A 17,039-nucleotide genomic window follows, 5' to 3' on the forward strand; every position below is an offset into this window, starting at 1 on the left:
CATGGAAATGTTCGATCTCTCTCTGATCTGGGCTGTCATCATTGCCATAGGCATCATCATGTACGTGCTCATGGACGGATTCGATCTTGGCCTCGGGATTCTGTTCCCGTTCGCCCCTGACGAGGATTCCCGCGATGTGATGATGAACTCCGTGGCACCGGTGTGGGATGGCAACGAGACCTGGCTGGTCCTCGGCGGCGCGGGGCTGATCGCGGCCTTCCCACTGGTCTACACCATTCTGCTTCCGGCGCTCTATATTGGCGTGTTCCTGATGTTGGCAGGACTGATCTTTCGCGGCGTGGCATTCGAGTTTCGCTTCAAGTCCAGGCGTTCCAAGGGGTACTGGAACTGGGCCTTCGCGGGCGGCTCGTTCCTCGCGGCTTTCGCCCAGGGCTGTGTGGTCGGTGCCTATATCCAGGGTTTCGAGACTGCGGATCGCGTCTATACTGGCGGTGCGTTCGACTGGCTGACACCGTTTTCGGTGTTGACCGGCGTCGGTCTCGTCGTCGGTTACGCCTTGCTGGGCGCGACCTGGTTGGTGCTGAAGTCGGAAGGGCACGTGCGCGAGTGGGCGCGGGGCCTAGTGCCGAAACTGCTGATCGGCGTGCTAGCGGTATTCGCGATCGTCAGCCTGTGGACGCCGTGGATCGACCCGGGTGTCTTCGATCGCTGGTTCGATCATCTGCAGGTGATCTGGGTGCTGCCGTTCGCGGCGCTGCTCTGTGCGGTGGGTATCTTCTTCAGCAATCGGCATCGACGCGAAGGATTGGCGTTCCTGCTGACACTGGGCCTGTTTGTGTCCACTTATCTGGGCTTGATCGTCAGCCGCTGGCCTTATGTCATTCCGCCGGACTACACGCTCTGGGACGCGGCTTCCGCGCCGGAATCGCAGTTCTTCATCCTGATCGGCGTACTGTTCGTGTTGCCCATCATACTGACCTACACCGCGTGGTCCTATTGGGTTTTCCGCGGCAAGGTTCGAATCGGCGAGGGCTACCATTGAGCGCCGCCAGGCGAACCCAGGATCCGTTACGCATTAGTACTGCAAACTCGGGCGCTTCAAGCGCGAAGGCTTCGAGAGCGTGGCTAAAACAGCAGGTGGCCGATATCCGGCCCTGGTATCGAGGCGCCGTCGGCTGCGGTCTGCTGGCGGGTCTCGCTACCTTGACCCAGATGGGCGCACTGGCGTGGGTCGTCGATCGTGTGGTGTCGAGCCAAGCCGAACTCGTCGAGGTCGCGGGTGGCGTCGCGCTGATGGTCGCCGCCATCGCCGTCCGTGCCCTGGCGCAGTGGGGGCAGGAGGTCTGCGGTCAGGCTTGCGGCCTGCAAGTCAAGCAGCAGGTCCGCTCGCGGCTACTGGCACGTCTTCAACAGCTGGGGCCGGTGCGCCTGGCCTCTCGCCACAGCGCCGGCCTGGCCAGCCAGCTGGTGGATCAGGTCGAGTCGCTGGAAGGCTACTATTCGCGTTTCCTGCCTCAGATGATCCTGGCGGCAATGATTCCGCTGATCTATCTCGTGGTGGTGTTCTGGCTCAACTGGCTGGCGGCGATCTGGCTGTTGATCGCGGCGCCGTTGATTCCGCTATTCATGGCGCTGATTGGCATGGGCGCGCAGCGACTCAACGAGGCGCAGTTCCAAGCCGTCACCCGGCTCTCCGGGCATTTTCTCGATCGCGTGCGCGGGATCACGACACTTCAGCTCTTCGGGCTGGCCGAGCGTAGCGTCGAAGAAGTCAGCGACGTCGCGCATGACTACCGACGACGCAGCCTCAAGACGCTACGCGTGGCGTTCCTGTCGTCGGCAGTGCTCGAGTTCTTCGCCGCGGTATCGGTGGCCGTCGTCGCTATCTATATCGGTCTGGGGCTGCTGGGTTACATCCAGTATGGGCCGGCCGAGCAGCTCGATCTGTTCAGCGGGCTGTTCATTCTGCTGCTGGCGCCGGAGTTCTTCCAGCCGCTGCGCACGCTCTCCCAGCACTATCACGATCGTGCTTCCGCCCTGGGTGCCGCCCAAGGGCTGGTGGCGCTGCTCGAGCCAACGGCCGACGAAGATGCATCGTCGGCGCGGTCGTCGCAGGAGGTCGTTGCGGATGAGGGCGAGACGATCGTGCCGGGTGCCGTCAGTCTCACGAACGTCGAACTTCGCCACGCAGGGCGCGAGCGAATCCTCGGGCCGCTGTCGTTGCATGTCGATGCCGGCGAAGTCGTGGCATTGATCGGCCCATCCGGCAGCGGCAAATCGAGCCTGCTGCAGCTGGTCGCCGGATTCATCGCGCCGAGTGGGGGAACGGTTCGGGTGAAGCGAGATCCGGCCATTGCCTGGCTGGATCAGCGCCCGCTGATCATTCAGGGAACGCTGGCCGAGAATCTGCGACTGGTCGCGCCGAGCGCCAGTGACGAAGAACTCCGCAGCGCACTGACGCAGGCGGGCCTGGCGCCTTGGCTGGCATCGGCGCCGGCGGGTCTCGATACGCCTCTGGGCGAGCGCGGTTTCGGGCTTTCCGGCGGTGAAGGGCAGCGTCTGGCGCTGGCGCGCGTGTTTCTCTCGCCGGCGAGACTGGTACTGCTGGACGAGCCGACGGCGGCGCTGGACCCGGAGACCGAACGTCACGTGATCGCCGGGCTGACGCAACTGGCGGCTAGCGGGCGGACCCTGGTCGTCGCCACCCACCATCCGGCGATCATGGCGATGGCCGGCCGCGTGTTCGCGATAGAGCAGGGCCGCCTGACTCGAGTCGAGCGTTCGACCTCTTCCCGGGAGATGCATCCATGAAGGCACTGATGTCACTGCGTCCGTGGCTCGGTTTGCTGGCCGAGCGGCGTGGCCGTCTGCTGATCGGCGCGCTGCTGATGCTCGCGACGCTGCTCAGCGCGTTGGGTCTGCTGACGCTTTCCGGCTGGTTCATTACCGCCACGGCGATCGCGGCAGTCAGCGCGTCGGGTTATCTGGACGTGTTCACGCCGGGTAGCGGCATCCGATTCTTTGCCGTTTCGCGGACCGCCAGCCGCTATCTGGAGCGGCTCTACAATCACGATACGATACTGAGACTGCTTGCCGATCTGAGGGGGCGCATGTTCGCGAGACTGGTCGCCCTGGACGCCCGCACCCTGGCGGGTGCCCGCGCTTCGCAGTGGCTCAACCGCCTGACGGCGGACATCGACACCCTCGACAATCTCTATCTACGGCTGCTGGCACCGCCGCTGGTGGCGTTCATCAGCATCGTGGCGTTCGCGGCGTTTGCAGCCGTGTTTCTGCCCGTCGCCGGCGTGGTGTTGCTCGCCATTCTGCTGCCGTTGGGGCTTGTCGCTACGGCCGGATGTGCCTGGTGGGGATGGCGGGCGAGTCACCGCCGGGTCGACCGTCAGGAACGGCTGCGGGTGCGGGTGATAGAACAGGTCGAGGGGCTGGCGGAACTGAGTGCCTATCAGGCGCTGGACGCTCATCGCAGGCATTGGCAACGGGAAGAACAGGCGCTGCTGGATGATCAGCGCTTGCTTGGCCGGCGCACGGCGGCAGGCAATTTCGTCGTCACCCTGGGCATTCAACTGGCCACGGTGGCGGTGCTGCTGTTGGGGCTCGAAGCCTTTCGGAGTGGCGCCGTCAGTGGCCCGGTGATGGTGATGCTGGCGCTGGGCACGCTCGCCGTGAGCGAGGGTCTGGCGAATCTGCCGATGGCTTTCACGCAACTGGGGGCGACGGTCAGGGCAGCGGAGCGACTCAACGCCCAGGCCGAGCTGAAAGCGCCGCTGACGGGTGCGAAGCTGCAAGACGCGCCATCGACATCGAGCGGTGCCGCGCCGTCGCTGGATTATCGGAACGTCGAGGTGATTCGCGGGTCTCGTGCGGTGTTCAGCGGTCTGAATCTCGTCATCGAACCGGGCCAGCGTATCGGCATCATTGGTGCCTCGGGCATTGGCAAGTCGACACTGGCCCAGCTGGCGGTGCGCGCCTTCGACCCGCAAAGTGGACGCATCGAATTCGATCATCAGGATCTCGCCGGCATCGCGCCCGAGTCGCTGCGGGCGCGAATCGGCTATCTCACTCAACGCAGCGAACTGTTCCACGACACACTGGCCGTGAATCTGCGCATGGGCGATCCGGATGCCAGCGATCTGCAGCTCTGGGATATGCTCGAGCGGGTCCAGCTCAAGGCCTGGGCGGAGGCGCTGCCGGATGGGTTGGAAACCTGGGTCGGAGAGCAGGGGCGTCAGCTCTCCGGCGGCCAAGCACGGCGTGTGGCACTAGCCCGCGTGATGCTGCGCAACTCGCCGCTGGTGATTCTGGATGAACCGCTGAGCGGTCTCGATGCCGACACCGCGACGGCGCTCAAGGTGACGCTGGATGCCTGGCTTGCCGGCCGCACCGCGCTTTTACTGGGGCACGATCGTCAGGCCTTGCCAGCTTGTGATCACTGTTGGCGGCTGATGCTCGGCGAGCAGGGCAGCAAGCTGGTGTGACGCTATCTCTTTGCCTCAAGATGGACTCAGCCGTCAGCCGTCAGCCGTCAGCCATCGCCTAACCCAGAGCCTTGTCCAGGCGATCGAGCTTGCTGAGCCATCCACAGAGAACCTTCCAGAGGGAGCCATCGCATGAAGTCGGACGCTCAGCCACCGGATCATGCCAGGAATGATCTCGATACGTTCAATACCGGTACTCACAGTGTCGATACTCACAATATCGATACTCGGGCGCAGGTTACCCAGGTAGAACCTGCCGACACGCAGACGCCCGCCGAGCGCTATGCGGAGCTTTTCGTCGAAGTGCAATCCCGCCGAGTTTTCGCTGACAGCAAGACCTTCGTCGACTGCGTGCCGCGCCAGGCACCCGAGACGATTCTGGCTGCCTACCGCGCGTGCAAGGATGAGCCGGAATTCGACCTCGCCGCCTTCGTTCACGATCATTTCACTCACGAGAATGTACCGACCAGCGATTACGTCTCGCCGCCGAATCAGTCGCTGCTGGTCCATATCGATGGCCTGTGGGATGTCCTTACACGCCAACCGCAACAGCATCCTCGTTACTCCTCGCTGTTGCCGCTGCCCTATGCCTACGTGGTGCCGGGCGGGCGCTTCAGCGAGCTCTATTATTGGGATTCGTATTTCACCATGCTCGGCCTTGCCGAGAGCGGCCGCCCTCATTTGCTGCGGGCCATGGGCGACAATTTCGCCTATCTGATCGACACCTATGGCCACGTGCCCAATGGCAACCGCACCTACTACCTCAGCCGTTCACAGCCGCCGGTATTCGCGCTGATGGTCGATCTATTCGAGCATCATGGGGTCAGGCATGCCCGCGATTACCTGCCGCAGCTGCGCAAGGAATATGCCTACTGGATGGCGGGTGCCGAAACGCTGGATTGCGGCGAAGCGCATCGTCACTGTGTCCGCCTGAGCGACGGTACCCTGCTCAATCGCTACTGGGACGAATGCGATACGCCGCGCGAGGAAGCCTATCTCGAAGATGTCCTGACGGCGCAGCAGACGACACGGCCGGCTCGAGAGGTCTATCGCGATCTGCGTGCCGGCGCCGCCTCGGGCTGGGATTTCAGCTCGCGTTGGCTCGACGATGTGCAGCAGCTGTCGAGCATCCGCACCACCGCGCTGTTGCCCATCGATCTCAACAGTTTCCTGTTCAAGCTCGAAGCGCAGATCGCGCGGTTGAGCGCGGAAAGCGGTGATGCCGAGACCGCCGAGCGTTTCCAGCAAAAGATGGAAACCCGCCGGGACGCCATCAATCGATTGTTGTGGGACGAGCGTATCGGCGCCTTTTTCGACTTCGATTGGCAGCGTGATCAGCCACGTACGGCGCTAACCGCAGCGACAGTGGCACCGCTGTATGTCGGCCTCGCCAGTCACGAGCAGGCGCAGCGTATCGCCGAGGTGATACGGGCCCGGCTGCTCGTTCCCGGAGGGATCGCCACCACCGAGGTTTTTAGCGGCCAGCAGTGGGATCGCCCCAATGGCTGGGCACCGCTGCAATGGTTGGCGATGCGTGGGCTCGCCCGCTATGGCGAGATGGCCCTGGCGCGGGATATCGCCCACCGTTGGCTGATGACGGTCGGCAATCTCTATGAGAGCGAAAGCAAACTGGTCGAGAAATATACTCTGACCCCGACCCAGTCGGGCGCATTTGGCGGCGGGGGTGGCGAATATCCGCTCCAGGATGGTTTCGGTTGGACCAACGGTGTGACGCGTCAACTACTGCACGAAGACCCTCAGCACGCCGCGCATCGATGTTTGGCGGGGGAACGACCAACACCTTCAGAATAATAGCTGTGCGAAAAGCCGTCGGTCGAAGACGGGGCGGAGCGCGTCGGATTCAATTGGCGCACGATCGCCTGGTTCTGCCATGCCGTGATCGCCGGTGAGAGTTGGTGCCAGCAAAACAGGGTAGCGAGTGGGTCTGATGCTGCCGCTTTGCTTCGAAGGCATGCATAAGCACTTAGAGCCGAAACGCCGGTGGCGGTTCGGCTGATCCCTCGAGAGCTTCGACGACCTTAGTGAAGGTGATGCCCAGCTCACGCGCCAGATAATCGGCAAACTGCGAGTCATGGAGCGTGCGCTCGAGCGTATCCGTTGGCAGGAAGCGCTCCATCTCCTGCTGAAATCTCGCGCCATGAACGAGGGAGGGAAGGCGTTCGACCAGTGCACGCGTTTTGGCGGCGTACTCTTCCACGCGATAATCCGATAGCTTTCGCTCCACCAATTCGATATTCGGGCGTGCGCCTTGCTGTTTGAGCCACTGGATATCCCAGATATCTCTATTGCGAACATAGCGCTGCGTGTTGACGAGAGAGACGAGCTTGTCGGCCAGAATCTCGTCGAGACTCTCGGCAAGAATCAGCAGGTCGCTGTAGCCGTCGGGCAGGAACGGATAATGGATTTGAAGGCCTTGTGCCTGGCGCGTATGGGCCGGAACGTTGGCGATCTCCAACTTGATTTTCTGGGTTGCGATGTCCGGTCGGGCAGGCGCGGTGGTAACGGAGACTTGCCACTTGTCGACTCTCACCTCCGCGTATCGCGGATCATCGTGAAGCACTCTGGGCTGTTTGACCGAGACAGCCAATTGGTAGCGCCTGCCAATATAATCTTCCAGACACTCCTTGATCCGGGTCGCGTCCTCGTCAGTGAAATCATGGCCGCCCGCGAAATCGAGATCCTCGCTAAAGCGCGGTGCACCGTAGCAAAGCCGCAGTGATGTTCCGCCCTGGAACGTCAGTCCATCGAGCAGCCGTTCGCGATCGAGTGCGAACAGAATATCGAAGTGCAGTAGTTCCTTCTCGATGACGGGCCGCATGGCGCGGCGACTGGAATCCTCCATCGCCAGCTCGACAAGGGCGGCGAAATCCGCTGGCTCAATGCGCTTCATGGAGTGCCTCGATATCTACCAGATGGATATTGCGACCGACGCGTTTGAGGTCGGCCCAGGCAGCTTCTGGCGTGGCGACTCTCAGTGGGCGACCGACGTCGCGCATCCGGGAAAGCAGATCGGGCGCCGGGCGCTTGGTGTGCGTGAATTCGATCGTACCGTAGGGCGTCCGGTAGGTGCCTTTACGCCCTGTGGTCATGACGGTGAGGCGCTCGACCGGGATCTGTGAAATCACACCGTAAGCCGATAGCGCGGACTCCAGACTGACGTAGCTATACTCGCCTCGTCGCATGGCCTTGGCGATCTCTTCGAGCCTGTTGGTTTTGGCCTGCCTGGATAAGGCGTAAACGTAGATACCCTTGTGGACGCCTTCGAGGACATGGAACCGCCGAAGTCGGCCGATGCTCTCCTGCAACGTTCCGGGACTGTCCTCGGGAAACACCTTGGCCAGATCCGCCAGCGTGTAAACACACCGACCTTGCTTATCCCAATGATCCAATCGATCTCGCGCCGTGTTCAGGTTCATAAGTGGACACATAATGTTATTTTAACCAGTTTATGTGTCCACTTGGATGAGTTCAATCTTTGCAGTCGCTCCTGATCGATAGATACGCAGGCGTTCTATCTCACTAAACGTAGACATTTTGCCAATAGTGTCGATATTACGAATGGCGCTACCGTAGTCGCTCTTTCCGAACCGCATCGACGATGCCAGGAGCTCCTACCATGTCCGGCTTTCAATGGGACGATCCCTTCCTGTTCGACCAGCAGCTTAGCGACGAAGAGCGCCAGATTCAGCAGCTGGCGCGTGACTATTGCCAGGAGCGCCTGCAGCCGCGGGTGCTCGAGGCCTTCGAGCAGGACAAGTTCGATCGCGAAATTCTGCGCGAGATGGGCGGGCTGGGTTTGCTGGGGGCGACGGTTTCCGAGCAATACGGTGGGGCCGGGGCCAATCACGTCGCCTACGGTCTGATTGCGCGCGAGGTCGAACGAGTCGATTCCGGCTACCGTTCGGCCATGAGCGTGCAATCCTCGCTGGTGATGTACCCGATCGAGGCTTACGGCAGCGAGGCGCAGAAGCAGCGTTATTTGCCCGAGCTGGCGAGCGGCGACATGGTGGGCTGCTTCGGCCTGACCGAGCCCGACGCGGGCTCCGACCCCGGCAGCATGCAGACGCGGGCGAAAAAGGTCGATGGCGGTTATCGCTTGAGCGGCCAGAAGATGTGGATCACCAACAGCCCGATTGCCGATGTCGCCGTGGTGTGGGCGAAATCCGACGCCCACGAAGGCAAGATCAAGGGCTTTCTGGTCGAGCGTGGCGCCGAGGGTTTCTCGACGCCGACCATTCAGGCCAAGGCATCGCTGCGTGCCTCCGTTACCGGCGAGATCGTGCTGGATGACGTGTTCGTGGCGGAGGACGCCTTGTTGCCCGGCGCCTCCGGCCTCGGCGGGCCGTTCGGCTGTCTCAACAAGGCCCGCTACGGCATCAGCTGGGGCACCATGGGGGCGGCGGAATTCTGCTGGCACGCCGCGCGCCAGTACACGCTGGATCGCCATCAGTTCGGCCGGCCCCTCGCCGCCACCCAGTTGGTGCAGGTCAAGCTCGCCGACATGCAGACCGAAATCGCCCTCGGTCTGCAGGCGTGTCTGCGCGTGGGGCGCCTGCTGGACGATGGTCAGGCCACGCCGGAAATGATCTCGCTGATCAAACGCAACCACTGCGGCAAAGCGCTCGATATCGCCCGCGTCGCTCGAGACATGCACGGCGGCAACGGCATCTCGCTGGAGTTCGGCGTGATCCGCCACATGCTCAATCTGGAGACGGTCAACACCTACGAGGGCACCCACGACGTCCACGCCCTGATTCTGGGGCGCGCTCAGACCGGCATCCAGGCGTTCGGATGAGCGCGACGAGCGAAGTGACTCAGCCGCTGGCCGGGCTCAAGGTGCTGGATCTGTCGCGGGTGCTGGCCGGCCCCTGGTGCACCCAGCAGCTGGCGGATCTCGGCGCCGAGGTGATCAAGATCGAAAGGCCAGGGCGCGGGGACGATACTCGCGCCTGGGGCCCGCCGTGGCTCGATGAAGCCGGCACTGGATCGGGTACCGAGACAGGAAACTCGACGGAGTCGGGTACCGGTACGGGGTCGGATACCGAGGCAGGAGACTCGACGGAGTCGGGTACCGGCCCGGGGTCGGGTGCCGAGATGAAAGACTCGGCTTACTTCCTTAGTGCCAATCGCGGTAAGCGTTCGGTCGCCATCGATCTCTCGACGACGGCGGGGCAGGATCTGGTCCGACAGCTGGCACTGAAAACCGACGTCGTGATCGAGAACTTCAAGGTCGGCGGGCTGGCCGCGTACGGCCTAGACTACGCCAGTCTCAAACCACTAAAACCGGATCTGATCTACTGCTCGATCACCGGCTTCGGTCAGAATGGGCCGTATGCCGATCGTGCCGGTTACGACTTCCTGATCCAGGGCATGGGCGGGCTGATGAGCCTGACCGGCGAACCTGACCACCTCGGTGGCGAGCCGATGAAGGTAGGCGTCGCGATCACCGATATCTTCACCGGGCTCTACGCCGCCAATGCGATTCTTGCCGCATTGCGCCGTCGGGATGCCACCGGCGAGGGCGGCTACATCGACATGGCGCTGCTGGACGTCCAGGTCGGCGTACTCGCCAATCAGGCGCTCAATTACCTGACCAGCGGCCAGACCCCGCAACGCATGGGCAACGCCCATCCCAATATCGTGCCGTATCAGGCTTTCGCGGCATCTGACGGCCATCTCATCGTCACCGTGGGCAACGACAGCCAGTTTCGCCGCCTGTGCGAAGCGCTGGGCGAAGCCGAATGGGGAGTCGATCCGCGTTTCGCCGCCAACGCGCAGCGTGTCGCCCATCGTGAATGTCTGGTCGGGCTATTGAGCGAGCGGCTGATCCGACGGCCCCGCGATGAATGGCTCGAGTTGCTGAAAGCCCACGGCGTGCCCTGCGGTCCCATCAACACGCTCGATCAGGTCTTTGAAGACCCGCAGGTCCGCCATCGCGGGATGACGGTGGAAAGCCCCATGGCCGATGGCCATCGGGCGAGATTGGTGGCCAATCCGATCACGCTGGACGGCCAGCGGATGACATCCCAACAATCGCCGCCGCGCCTGGGTGAACATACGCAGCAAGTCCTGCAGGAGTGGCTGGCGCTGGATGGCGAGGCAATGGCCGATCTGCGTCGCCATGGTGCGATTGTCTGATCGATGCTGGCCAGGTTGCCGAGTGTCTAATCCCTAAGCCATAAGCCCTAAATCCAGCCCCGTTCCTCGAGCCGTTCCCGGATGATCGGCACCGGCGTCATCAGGTGTTCGCGCATCAATCGACTGGCGGCCGGGGCGTCGCGGGAGAGGATCGTCTCGAGCAGCGCCTGATGTTCGCGCCGCTTGTCGGCGAGCGCCTGTTCGGAAAAGACGGTCTGACGCAGCCAGAGATGGCGATAGCGCTGAGCCTGATCGAACAGTGCCGCACGCGCTTGCAGCAACGGTGGACAGCCGCAGCCGGCGACCATGGCATCGTGCAGCGCCTGGTGCCGGGTATCCCAGCGTTCGAGCATCTCGTCGGCGTCCTGCACTCTGTCGATCTTGCTCAGGGTATGGGCGCGAGCGAGGATCGCCGCCTCCCACTCGTCGTCGCCGCGTTCGATGGCGAGCCGTATCAGCAGGCCTTCAAGTTCCGCGCGGGCATCGTAGATGGCGTCGAGCTCGGCGATCGACATCGGTGCCACGCGGTAGCCGCGCTGGCTGATGCCGGTGACCAGCTGCTCGCCGATCAGCCGCGTCAGCGCCTCGCGCAGGGGGCCGACGCCGATCCCGTAACGGCTCTTGAGCTGACTCATCGCCAACTTTTCCGCCGGCGCGTAGTGGCCGCGCACGATATCGCCCTTGAGCCGGCGATAGGCTTCGAGCGCGGTCGGGGACTGGCTGGCATCGAGGGTCATGCGAATGGCCATTACGAGAATGTGTCGATATTGAACGGGAATATCGACGCCAGGGGAAGGGCCTCAGGGCTAGCCGCGTTCGACCAGTGGCGGATTGCTGCGCTATCGGCGACCGCCCACAATGCCGGATAAGCGACCGCGCAGAATGTCGGGCAAGCGGTGCTGGCGAGATCGTCATCGCCTTCGTCTTCCGGGAGGTAGCCATGCCGCTGACCACGCCGCACCAGATCGAGCAGCATATCGCCAGGACCATGGCGTTCTACCACCCGCGCTGTATCGATCCCCAGGCGGGTTTCTATCACTATCTCACCGACGACGGGCAGCGCTATAACCGTCACCATCGGCATCTCGTTTCCAGCGCCGGCTACGTGATTCTCTACGCGCGCCATGCCATCCATACCGGCGCTCCCGAGGCGCTGAAATGGGTGCGACACGGGCTGAAATTCATCGAAGATAAGCATTATCAGACCCGTACTCAGGGCTATGCGTGGACGCTGGAGCACGACAAGCCGGATGATGCCACCCACCGCGGTTACGGCTGGGCTTCGGTGATGCTGGCTTACGCCACGGCGCTGAAGGCGGGGGTCGGCGAAGCCCGAGCCGGGCTCGATCATGTTCATGCGCTACAGACCCGGCACTTCTTCGAGCCGCATTGGCAGCTGTACGCCGATGAGGCGGACACGCACTGGCAGTTGACTGGCTATCGCGGGCAGAACACCAACCTGCGCAGTTGCGAGGCGCTGATCGCGGCCTTCGAGGCGACTAGCGATACCGCTTTTCTGAAGCGGGCGCTGAATATCGCTCGAACGCTGTGGCACAAGCTCGCGCCCATGGGTGATGGCTGGCTGTGGGAACATTACGACCGCGACTGGCATATCGACTTCGACTATCACCGCGATCAGCCTGACGATCTATTCAGGCCCTGGGGCTTTCAGATCGGGCATCAGATCGCCTGGGCCAGACTGATGATCGGGCTGGCACGCCATTGCCCAGCCGAAAGCTGGCTGATTCCCACGGCCCGGCGGCTGTTCATCGAGGCGGTCGAAAAGGGGTGGGACAGCCGCCATGGCGGCCTGGTCTATGGCGTGGATTTCGATCGCCAGCCTCTCAATCGCGACAAGGTTTACTGGGTGCAGGCCGAAGGCCTGGCCGTCGCCGCGATGCTCGGCGATTTGACCGGGGAGGCCCGCTACTGGCGCTGGTATGACAGAATCGCCAACTACTGCTGGCAGCATCTGATCGATCACCAGCACGGCGGCTGGTATCGCATCCTGACGCCGGACAACCGCCGCTATTCCAGAGAGAAGAGCCCGGCTCCCAAGACCGACTGGCAGATCCTGGGTGCCTGCTGCGACATTCTGCCGATCATGCAGCGCCAGCACGGCGAGCGTAAGACGGCGTCATCGGTCTGACGGTCTGGTCGGGCTTGTCGCGGGCGGCGTCTCATCAGCATAAGCGTCGGTCGTCGTCTCTTCTGAAGCCCCGGTCGACGCCTCTTTCGAAGCTTCCGTCGAGGCTTCGGTCGACTTCAGAAGCGCGGCCCGTTCGTCATCCAGGCGGTGGCGAATATCGGTCCAGGCCGCGAAGGTGCTGAGATAAGCCTCGCCGGTCAGATGCTCGAGGAAGTCGCTGTTGCCGAGCATATCCATGACCGGGCCTTTGACCTCGGCCAGGTGCAGGGTCACTTCGGAATCCTTGAGCCGGGAATTGATAGACTCCAGGCTTTCCAGCGCCGAGGCGTCGATCAGGTTGACCGCCGAGCAGATCAGCACCAGATGCTTCATGTTTTCGCGGTCGGCCAGCAGACCGTAGACGGTGTCTTCCAGATAGCGGGCGTTGGCGAAGTAAAGGCTTTCGTCGATCCGCAGCAGGGCGATCTCGTCATCGACCTCCGCCTCATGGCGCTGGATGTTGCGGAAATGCTCGGTGCCTGCCAGACGTCCGACTTCCGCCGTATGCGGCCGACTGGTGCGATACAGATAGAGCGCCAGCGACACGCCGACCCCGGCCATGACGCCGGCTTCCACGCCCTCGACGAACGTCAGCAGGATCGTGATCAACATCGCCGCGAAGTCGCTGCGCGAGTAGTGCCAGGTCCGTCTGAGGCCAGGCAGGTCGACTAGCGTCATCGCCGAGACGATGATGCTGGCGGCGAGCGTCGCGATCGGCAGATAGGCGATCAGCGAGGTCAGGAACAGGATCACCAGCCCCACGCCGAGGGCGGCAAACGCCCCGGCAGCCGGGGTGCGGGCGCCAGCATCGAAGTTGATCACAGTGCGTGACAGGCTGCCCGTCACCGGCATGCCGGAGGTGAACGCTGCCGCGAGGTTGGCTGTCCCCAGCCCGACCAGCTCCTGGTCCGGTGAAATCCGTTCACGCCGCCGCGCGGCCAGCATTTGCGCCAGCGAGACCGACTCGATGAACCCGACCACGCTGATCAGAAACGCCGGTAGCAGCAGGTCGCGCAGCAGCCCCGGCTCGAACGACGGCAGGCTGAGCGGCGGTAAATGCGCCGGAATGTCACCGACGACATTCACGCCAAGCCCGGGCAGATGCAGTGCCCAGGAAGCCAGCGTGGTAATGGCGACCGCGATGACCGGCCCCAGGCGCACGATGAAGGTCGCAGTACCGGCGCTCAGCCCGAGCTTCTGAAGCCACGGGCCGGCGCGGCGCATCAGCAGCAGAAAGACCAGCGCGGAGACGCCGAGCACCAGCGTCGGCCAGTGAACGCCGCCGAGATGGGTAAGCAGATGCGTCAGCTGCTCGATCAGCGTGAAGCCGGAACCGCCGATGCCGATCAGGCTCGCGAACTGGCTGGCAGCAATCAGCACGCCGGAAGCCGTGAGCAGGCCGGAGACCACCGGATGGCTGAGAAAGTTGGCGAAGAACCCCAGTCTCAACAGACCCATGACCGCCAGGATCAGCCCCGAGAGCATCGCCAGGGTCACGGCGGCCTGACTGTAGGCCGGGGTGCCACTTTCGAACAGCGGCGACAATGCGGCCGCCGTCATCAGCGAGACGATCGCCATTGGCCCCACGGCCAGGGTACGACTGGTGCCGAAGATCGTGTAGAGAATCAGCGGCAGCATGCTGGCGTAGAGGCCGGTGATCGCCGGCAGCCCGGCGAGTATGGCGTAGGCCAAAGCCTGAGGGATCACCATCAGCGTGACGATGATCGACGCCACCAGATCCTCGCTGAGGAGATGGCGGTTGTAGTAGGGCACCCAGCTGATGATCGGAAAATAGCGTGCCACACGGGCGCGGAAGCGAATCTGCTCGCGCGCATCGGTTCCCGTCAATCGGCGCCAAAGGCTCATCGTCTCGTCCGGCTCCAGGTAATAAGCTTATCGTTGAACAGGATAATCAAGGCGTTAGATGGTGCGCGTACTCGGTGACGGGTGCAAGCCGGTGGGCGGCTGGAATCCTGCTTCTCGCAGTCTGATTCGAGTGGCAATGCCGTTGCGTACTTATTGTTGTACATGTACATTATGGCGTACCTAAAGTCCTGAGAAGTAGAGCCAATGGATACGCTGAGCTATTCGGCCTTCCGCAGTCAGCTGGCCAAGACGTTGGATAAAGTCAACGACGACCACACGCCTATTCTGATTACCCGTCAGAATGGCAAGCCGGCCATTGTCATGTCGGTGGAAGACTTCAAATCTTACGAAGAAACCGCCTACTTGATGGCCAGCCCCAGGAATGCCGAGCGTTTGAGCCAAGCGATCGCCGAAATCGAAAGCGGTGGAGCCAAGGAGCACGGGCTGATCGAAGAATGATGCTCACGTGGGCCGAGAAGGCGTGGGAAGACTATCTCTATTGGCAGAGCACAGACAAAAAGACGCTGAAACGGGTCAATATGCTGATCAAGGACATCCAGCGGCAGCCCTTTAGTGGCCCTGGAGATCCCGAGCCGTTGAGGCACGGCTGGTCGGGCTACTGGTCGAGGCGTATCGATCGCGAGCATCGCCTAGTGTACAAGCCGACCGAGCAAGCGATCATTATCGTCCAGTGCCGGTACCACTATTGATCTCGAGCGATGTTTCTTGTCGAAGAATACACCTTGAGCCACAACATGCAGATGGCAGGTGCCCTCATCGCGGCAACGGCATTGGATCGAGGGACCACTTTAATGACGGCCAACGATCGCCACTATCGCCATATCGATGGCCTCGAAATCGAGCTGTTTCGACCAAGCACCTGATAGTCGATGTTACGCGGCGAGAGCAACTGGGATTGAAAATAAATCGATGAGCCATTCGAGTCATGTCGCCGCGTCTTGTTCGTAAGGCGCCATCCCAAAACCGCCTGTCAAGGACTCAATTTTAGGTCGGGCATCTCCCGCGCCAAAAAATCCAGCGCCGCCGATTCCGCACTGCTTCGAAACAGGAACGTGGTGATATGTCCGCGGCCGTTCATCCACAGCAGCTCGACGTGATTGCCGTCATCTTCGAGTGCCTGCATGAATTTCTCGGGCTGCTCGGGCGGTACCAGGTCGTCCCAACTGCCGTGAAACAGAAAGAAGGGCGGCGCATCCGAATGAACGTGAAAGATCGGCGAGGCCTCGGCGTATGCCGTCGGGCGCTCGGCCTGGGTGCCGTTCATCAGTTGAATCAATAGGCGACCGCTGTCCCACAGCCGCAAATCCGCCGGTGTGCCGCCGGAAATGACCGCAGCGAACCCGGTGTCGCGCCCGCCGTACGGGGCATCCAGGTCGCTGTCCGTGCCCGCCACCAGAGCCAGCAGGCTGACGAGGTGTGCGCCGGAAGAGTAACCGAATCCAGCGATACGCTGCGGGTCGATGCGCCATTGCTTCGCGTGATCATCGATCCAGTGCCGCGCGACCTGCAGATCTTGCAGTTGCGCCGGGAAACGATACTCGGGTGCGAACCGATGGCTGACGTTGACCACCACGTAGCCGCGTTTCACGAACCGCTCGGCGATCGGCGTCATATCATCCCGCGTGCGGCCTTCCCAACCGCCGCCGTGCACCATCATTACCGCTGGCCGTCGGGCCTCATCTCGGGTTTCAGGCAGATAGACATCCGCCTGCAGCGCCTGCGGCCAGTCCGGTGGGGTGTAGGTCTGATCCTCAAGGACTCGATATTCGAGCTCGTGGGGCTGTTGCGCCGACGGGGGCAAATCATCGTCGGGCGCGTTGACGTAAGTGGTGCAGCCGGCCAGAGCCAGCGGCAGTAGCAGGGCAGACAATAGACAACGAGCTGTCGCCGACAGTCTCGGGAATGGGAAACGCTTGGGCATCAGCCAGGTCCTTGAAGCGGTTAAGTGGACTTAGCCTAGGGCCCACGCTGATGAAGTGCCAATCGGGAGTGGACGATTCCCGCTCAGTCAGCGATCGCCTGCTTTTCCAGCATATCCAGCATTTCGTGGGTATAGGTCTTCTGCGAACTCACTGCGCGCTGATACAGTTCGTGGAGCGTATGGTTTCCGCTCGAGAGGGCCTGATCGATATTGTTGCCTTCAAATTGGGTCATCAAGGATTTAGCGTCATCGATGATCTGCTGTAATGCTTTCAATACTGACTTGTAGTCTTCAATATTCAGGGTATCCGGATTATCTGGTTGAAGGTGCCTGCCAGCCCCTCCAAGTGCTTAGTCCCGCCAGAAGGTTGATAGATCGACGCCGAAGTTCTTCTCGGGCTCAGGCAGATCCATGCTGTAGGTCATGG

At 62.2% G+C, this 17,039-nt stretch carries 16 protein-coding genes; 10 read left to right on the plus strand and 6 right to left on the minus strand.

The genetic code is table 11. The features are described from left to right. Position 1 precedes the first annotated feature (1 nt). The 4 genes from cydB (at position 2) to treF (ending at position 6,269) form a co-directional block, all read left to right on the plus strand. A complete protein-coding gene (gene cydB / locus ACUN9V_RS10440; RefSeq protein WP_445511323.1) occupies positions 2-1,003 on the plus strand; it encodes a cytochrome d ubiquinol oxidase subunit II in 1,002 nt (333 codons plus the stop codon). A gap of 95 nt (positions 1,004-1,098) precedes the next feature. Then, positions 1,099-2,772, plus strand: a complete 1,674-nt coding sequence (cydD, locus tag ACUN9V_RS10445) for a thiol reductant ABC exporter subunit CydD (protein WP_445511324.1) — start codon at positions 1,099-1,101, stop codon at positions 2,770-2,772. Beyond that, positions 2,769-4,457, plus strand: coding sequence for a thiol reductant ABC exporter subunit CydC (cydC, locus tag ACUN9V_RS10450; protein ID WP_445511325.1), 1,689 nt, complete (start codon positions 2,769-2,771; stop codon positions 4,455-4,457). The genes cydD and cydC overlap by 4 nt, the downstream gene beginning before the upstream one ends. A gap of 132 nt (positions 4,458-4,589) precedes the next feature. Then, entirely contained in the window at positions 4,590-6,269 is a 1,680-nt protein-coding gene (gene treF / locus ACUN9V_RS10455; protein WP_445511326.1) for an alpha,alpha-trehalase TreF, read from the plus strand. A 172-nt stretch (positions 6,270-6,441) separates the two neighbouring features. Here treF and ACUN9V_RS10460 read toward each other — a convergent pair whose 3' ends face one another. Further along, a complete protein-coding gene (locus ACUN9V_RS10460; protein WP_445511327.1) occupies positions 6,442-7,368 on the minus strand; it encodes a nucleotidyl transferase AbiEii/AbiGii toxin family protein in 927 nt (308 codons plus the stop codon). Beyond that, positions 7,355-7,894, minus strand: coding sequence for a type IV toxin-antitoxin system AbiEi family antitoxin (abiEi, locus tag ACUN9V_RS10465; protein WP_445511328.1), 540 nt, complete (start codon positions 7,892-7,894; stop codon positions 7,355-7,357). The genes ACUN9V_RS10460 and abiEi overlap by 14 nt, the downstream gene beginning before the upstream one ends. Before the next feature lie 200 nt (positions 7,895-8,094). Between abiEi and ACUN9V_RS10470 the strand changes: the two genes are divergently transcribed. Both ACUN9V_RS10470 and ACUN9V_RS10475 read left to right on the plus strand, forming a co-directional pair. Continuing rightward, positions 8,095-9,273, plus strand: a complete 1,179-nt coding sequence (locus tag ACUN9V_RS10470) for an acyl-CoA dehydrogenase (protein ID WP_445511329.1) — start codon at positions 8,095-8,097, stop codon at positions 9,271-9,273. Beyond that, entirely contained in the window at positions 9,270-10,616 is a 1,347-nt protein-coding gene (locus ACUN9V_RS10475; protein WP_445511330.1) for a CaiB/BaiF CoA transferase family protein, read from the plus strand. Before ACUN9V_RS10470 ends, ACUN9V_RS10475 begins: the two co-directional genes overlap by 4 nt. A 47-nt stretch (positions 10,617-10,663) precedes the next feature. Here ACUN9V_RS10475 and csiR read toward each other — a convergent pair whose 3' ends face one another. Then, positions 10,664-11,353, minus strand: a complete 690-nt coding sequence (gene csiR / locus ACUN9V_RS10480; RefSeq protein ID WP_445511331.1) for a DNA-binding transcriptional regulator CsiR — start codon at positions 11,351-11,353, stop codon at positions 10,664-10,666. A 203-nt stretch (positions 11,354-11,556) separates the two neighbouring features. On the opposite strand from csiR, the gene ACUN9V_RS10485 reads away from it, so the two are divergent. After that, on the plus strand, positions 11,557-12,765 hold the full coding sequence (locus tag ACUN9V_RS10485; RefSeq protein WP_445511332.1) for an AGE family epimerase/isomerase: 1,209 nt from the start codon (positions 11,557-11,559) through the stop codon (positions 12,763-12,765). Here ACUN9V_RS10485 and ACUN9V_RS10490 read toward each other — a convergent pair. Beyond that, positions 12,754-14,670 carry a SulP family inorganic anion transporter gene (locus ACUN9V_RS10490; RefSeq protein WP_445511333.1) on the minus strand — a complete coding sequence of 639 codons (1,917 nt, stop codon included), beginning with the start codon at positions 14,668-14,670 and terminating at the stop codon, positions 12,754-12,756. The genes ACUN9V_RS10485 and ACUN9V_RS10490 overlap by 12 nt on opposite strands. A 204-nt stretch (positions 14,671-14,874) precedes the next feature. Between ACUN9V_RS10490 and ACUN9V_RS10495 the strand changes: the two genes are divergently transcribed. Genes ACUN9V_RS10495 through ACUN9V_RS10505 form a run of 3 tightly spaced genes read left to right on the plus strand, consistent with a single transcriptional unit; the run spans position 14,875 to position 15,554 of the window. Further along, on the plus strand, positions 14,875-15,129 hold the full coding sequence (locus tag ACUN9V_RS10495) for a type II toxin-antitoxin system Phd/YefM family antitoxin (RefSeq protein WP_445511334.1): 255 nt from the start codon (positions 14,875-14,877) through the stop codon (positions 15,127-15,129). After that, entirely contained in the window at positions 15,126-15,380 is a 255-nt protein-coding gene (locus ACUN9V_RS10500) for a Txe/YoeB family addiction module toxin (RefSeq protein ID WP_445511335.1), read from the plus strand. Before ACUN9V_RS10495 ends, ACUN9V_RS10500 begins: the two co-directional genes overlap by 4 nt. Positions 15,381-15,389: 9 nt before the next feature. Further along, on the plus strand, positions 15,390-15,554 hold the full coding sequence (locus tag ACUN9V_RS10505) for a hypothetical protein (protein ID WP_445511336.1): 165 nt from the start codon (positions 15,390-15,392) through the stop codon (positions 15,552-15,554). Positions 15,555-15,661: 107 nt separating this feature from the next. On the opposite strand, the gene ACUN9V_RS10510 is transcribed toward ACUN9V_RS10505, so the two are convergent. Together ACUN9V_RS10510 and ACUN9V_RS10515 are read right to left on the minus strand one after the other, a co-directional pair. Continuing rightward, positions 15,662-16,612 carry an alpha/beta hydrolase fold domain-containing protein gene (locus ACUN9V_RS10510; RefSeq protein WP_445511337.1) on the minus strand — a complete coding sequence of 317 codons (951 nt, stop codon included), beginning with the start codon at positions 16,610-16,612 and terminating at the stop codon, positions 15,662-15,664. An 83-nt stretch (positions 16,613-16,695) separates the two neighbouring features. Continuing rightward, positions 16,696-16,887 carry a hypothetical protein gene (locus ACUN9V_RS10515; protein ID WP_445511338.1) on the minus strand — a complete coding sequence of 64 codons (192 nt, stop codon included), beginning with the start codon at positions 16,885-16,887 and terminating at the stop codon, positions 16,696-16,698. Positions 16,888-17,039 lie beyond the last annotated feature (152 nt).

It is taken from the genome of Salinicola sp. V024, from assembly GCF_052645315.1.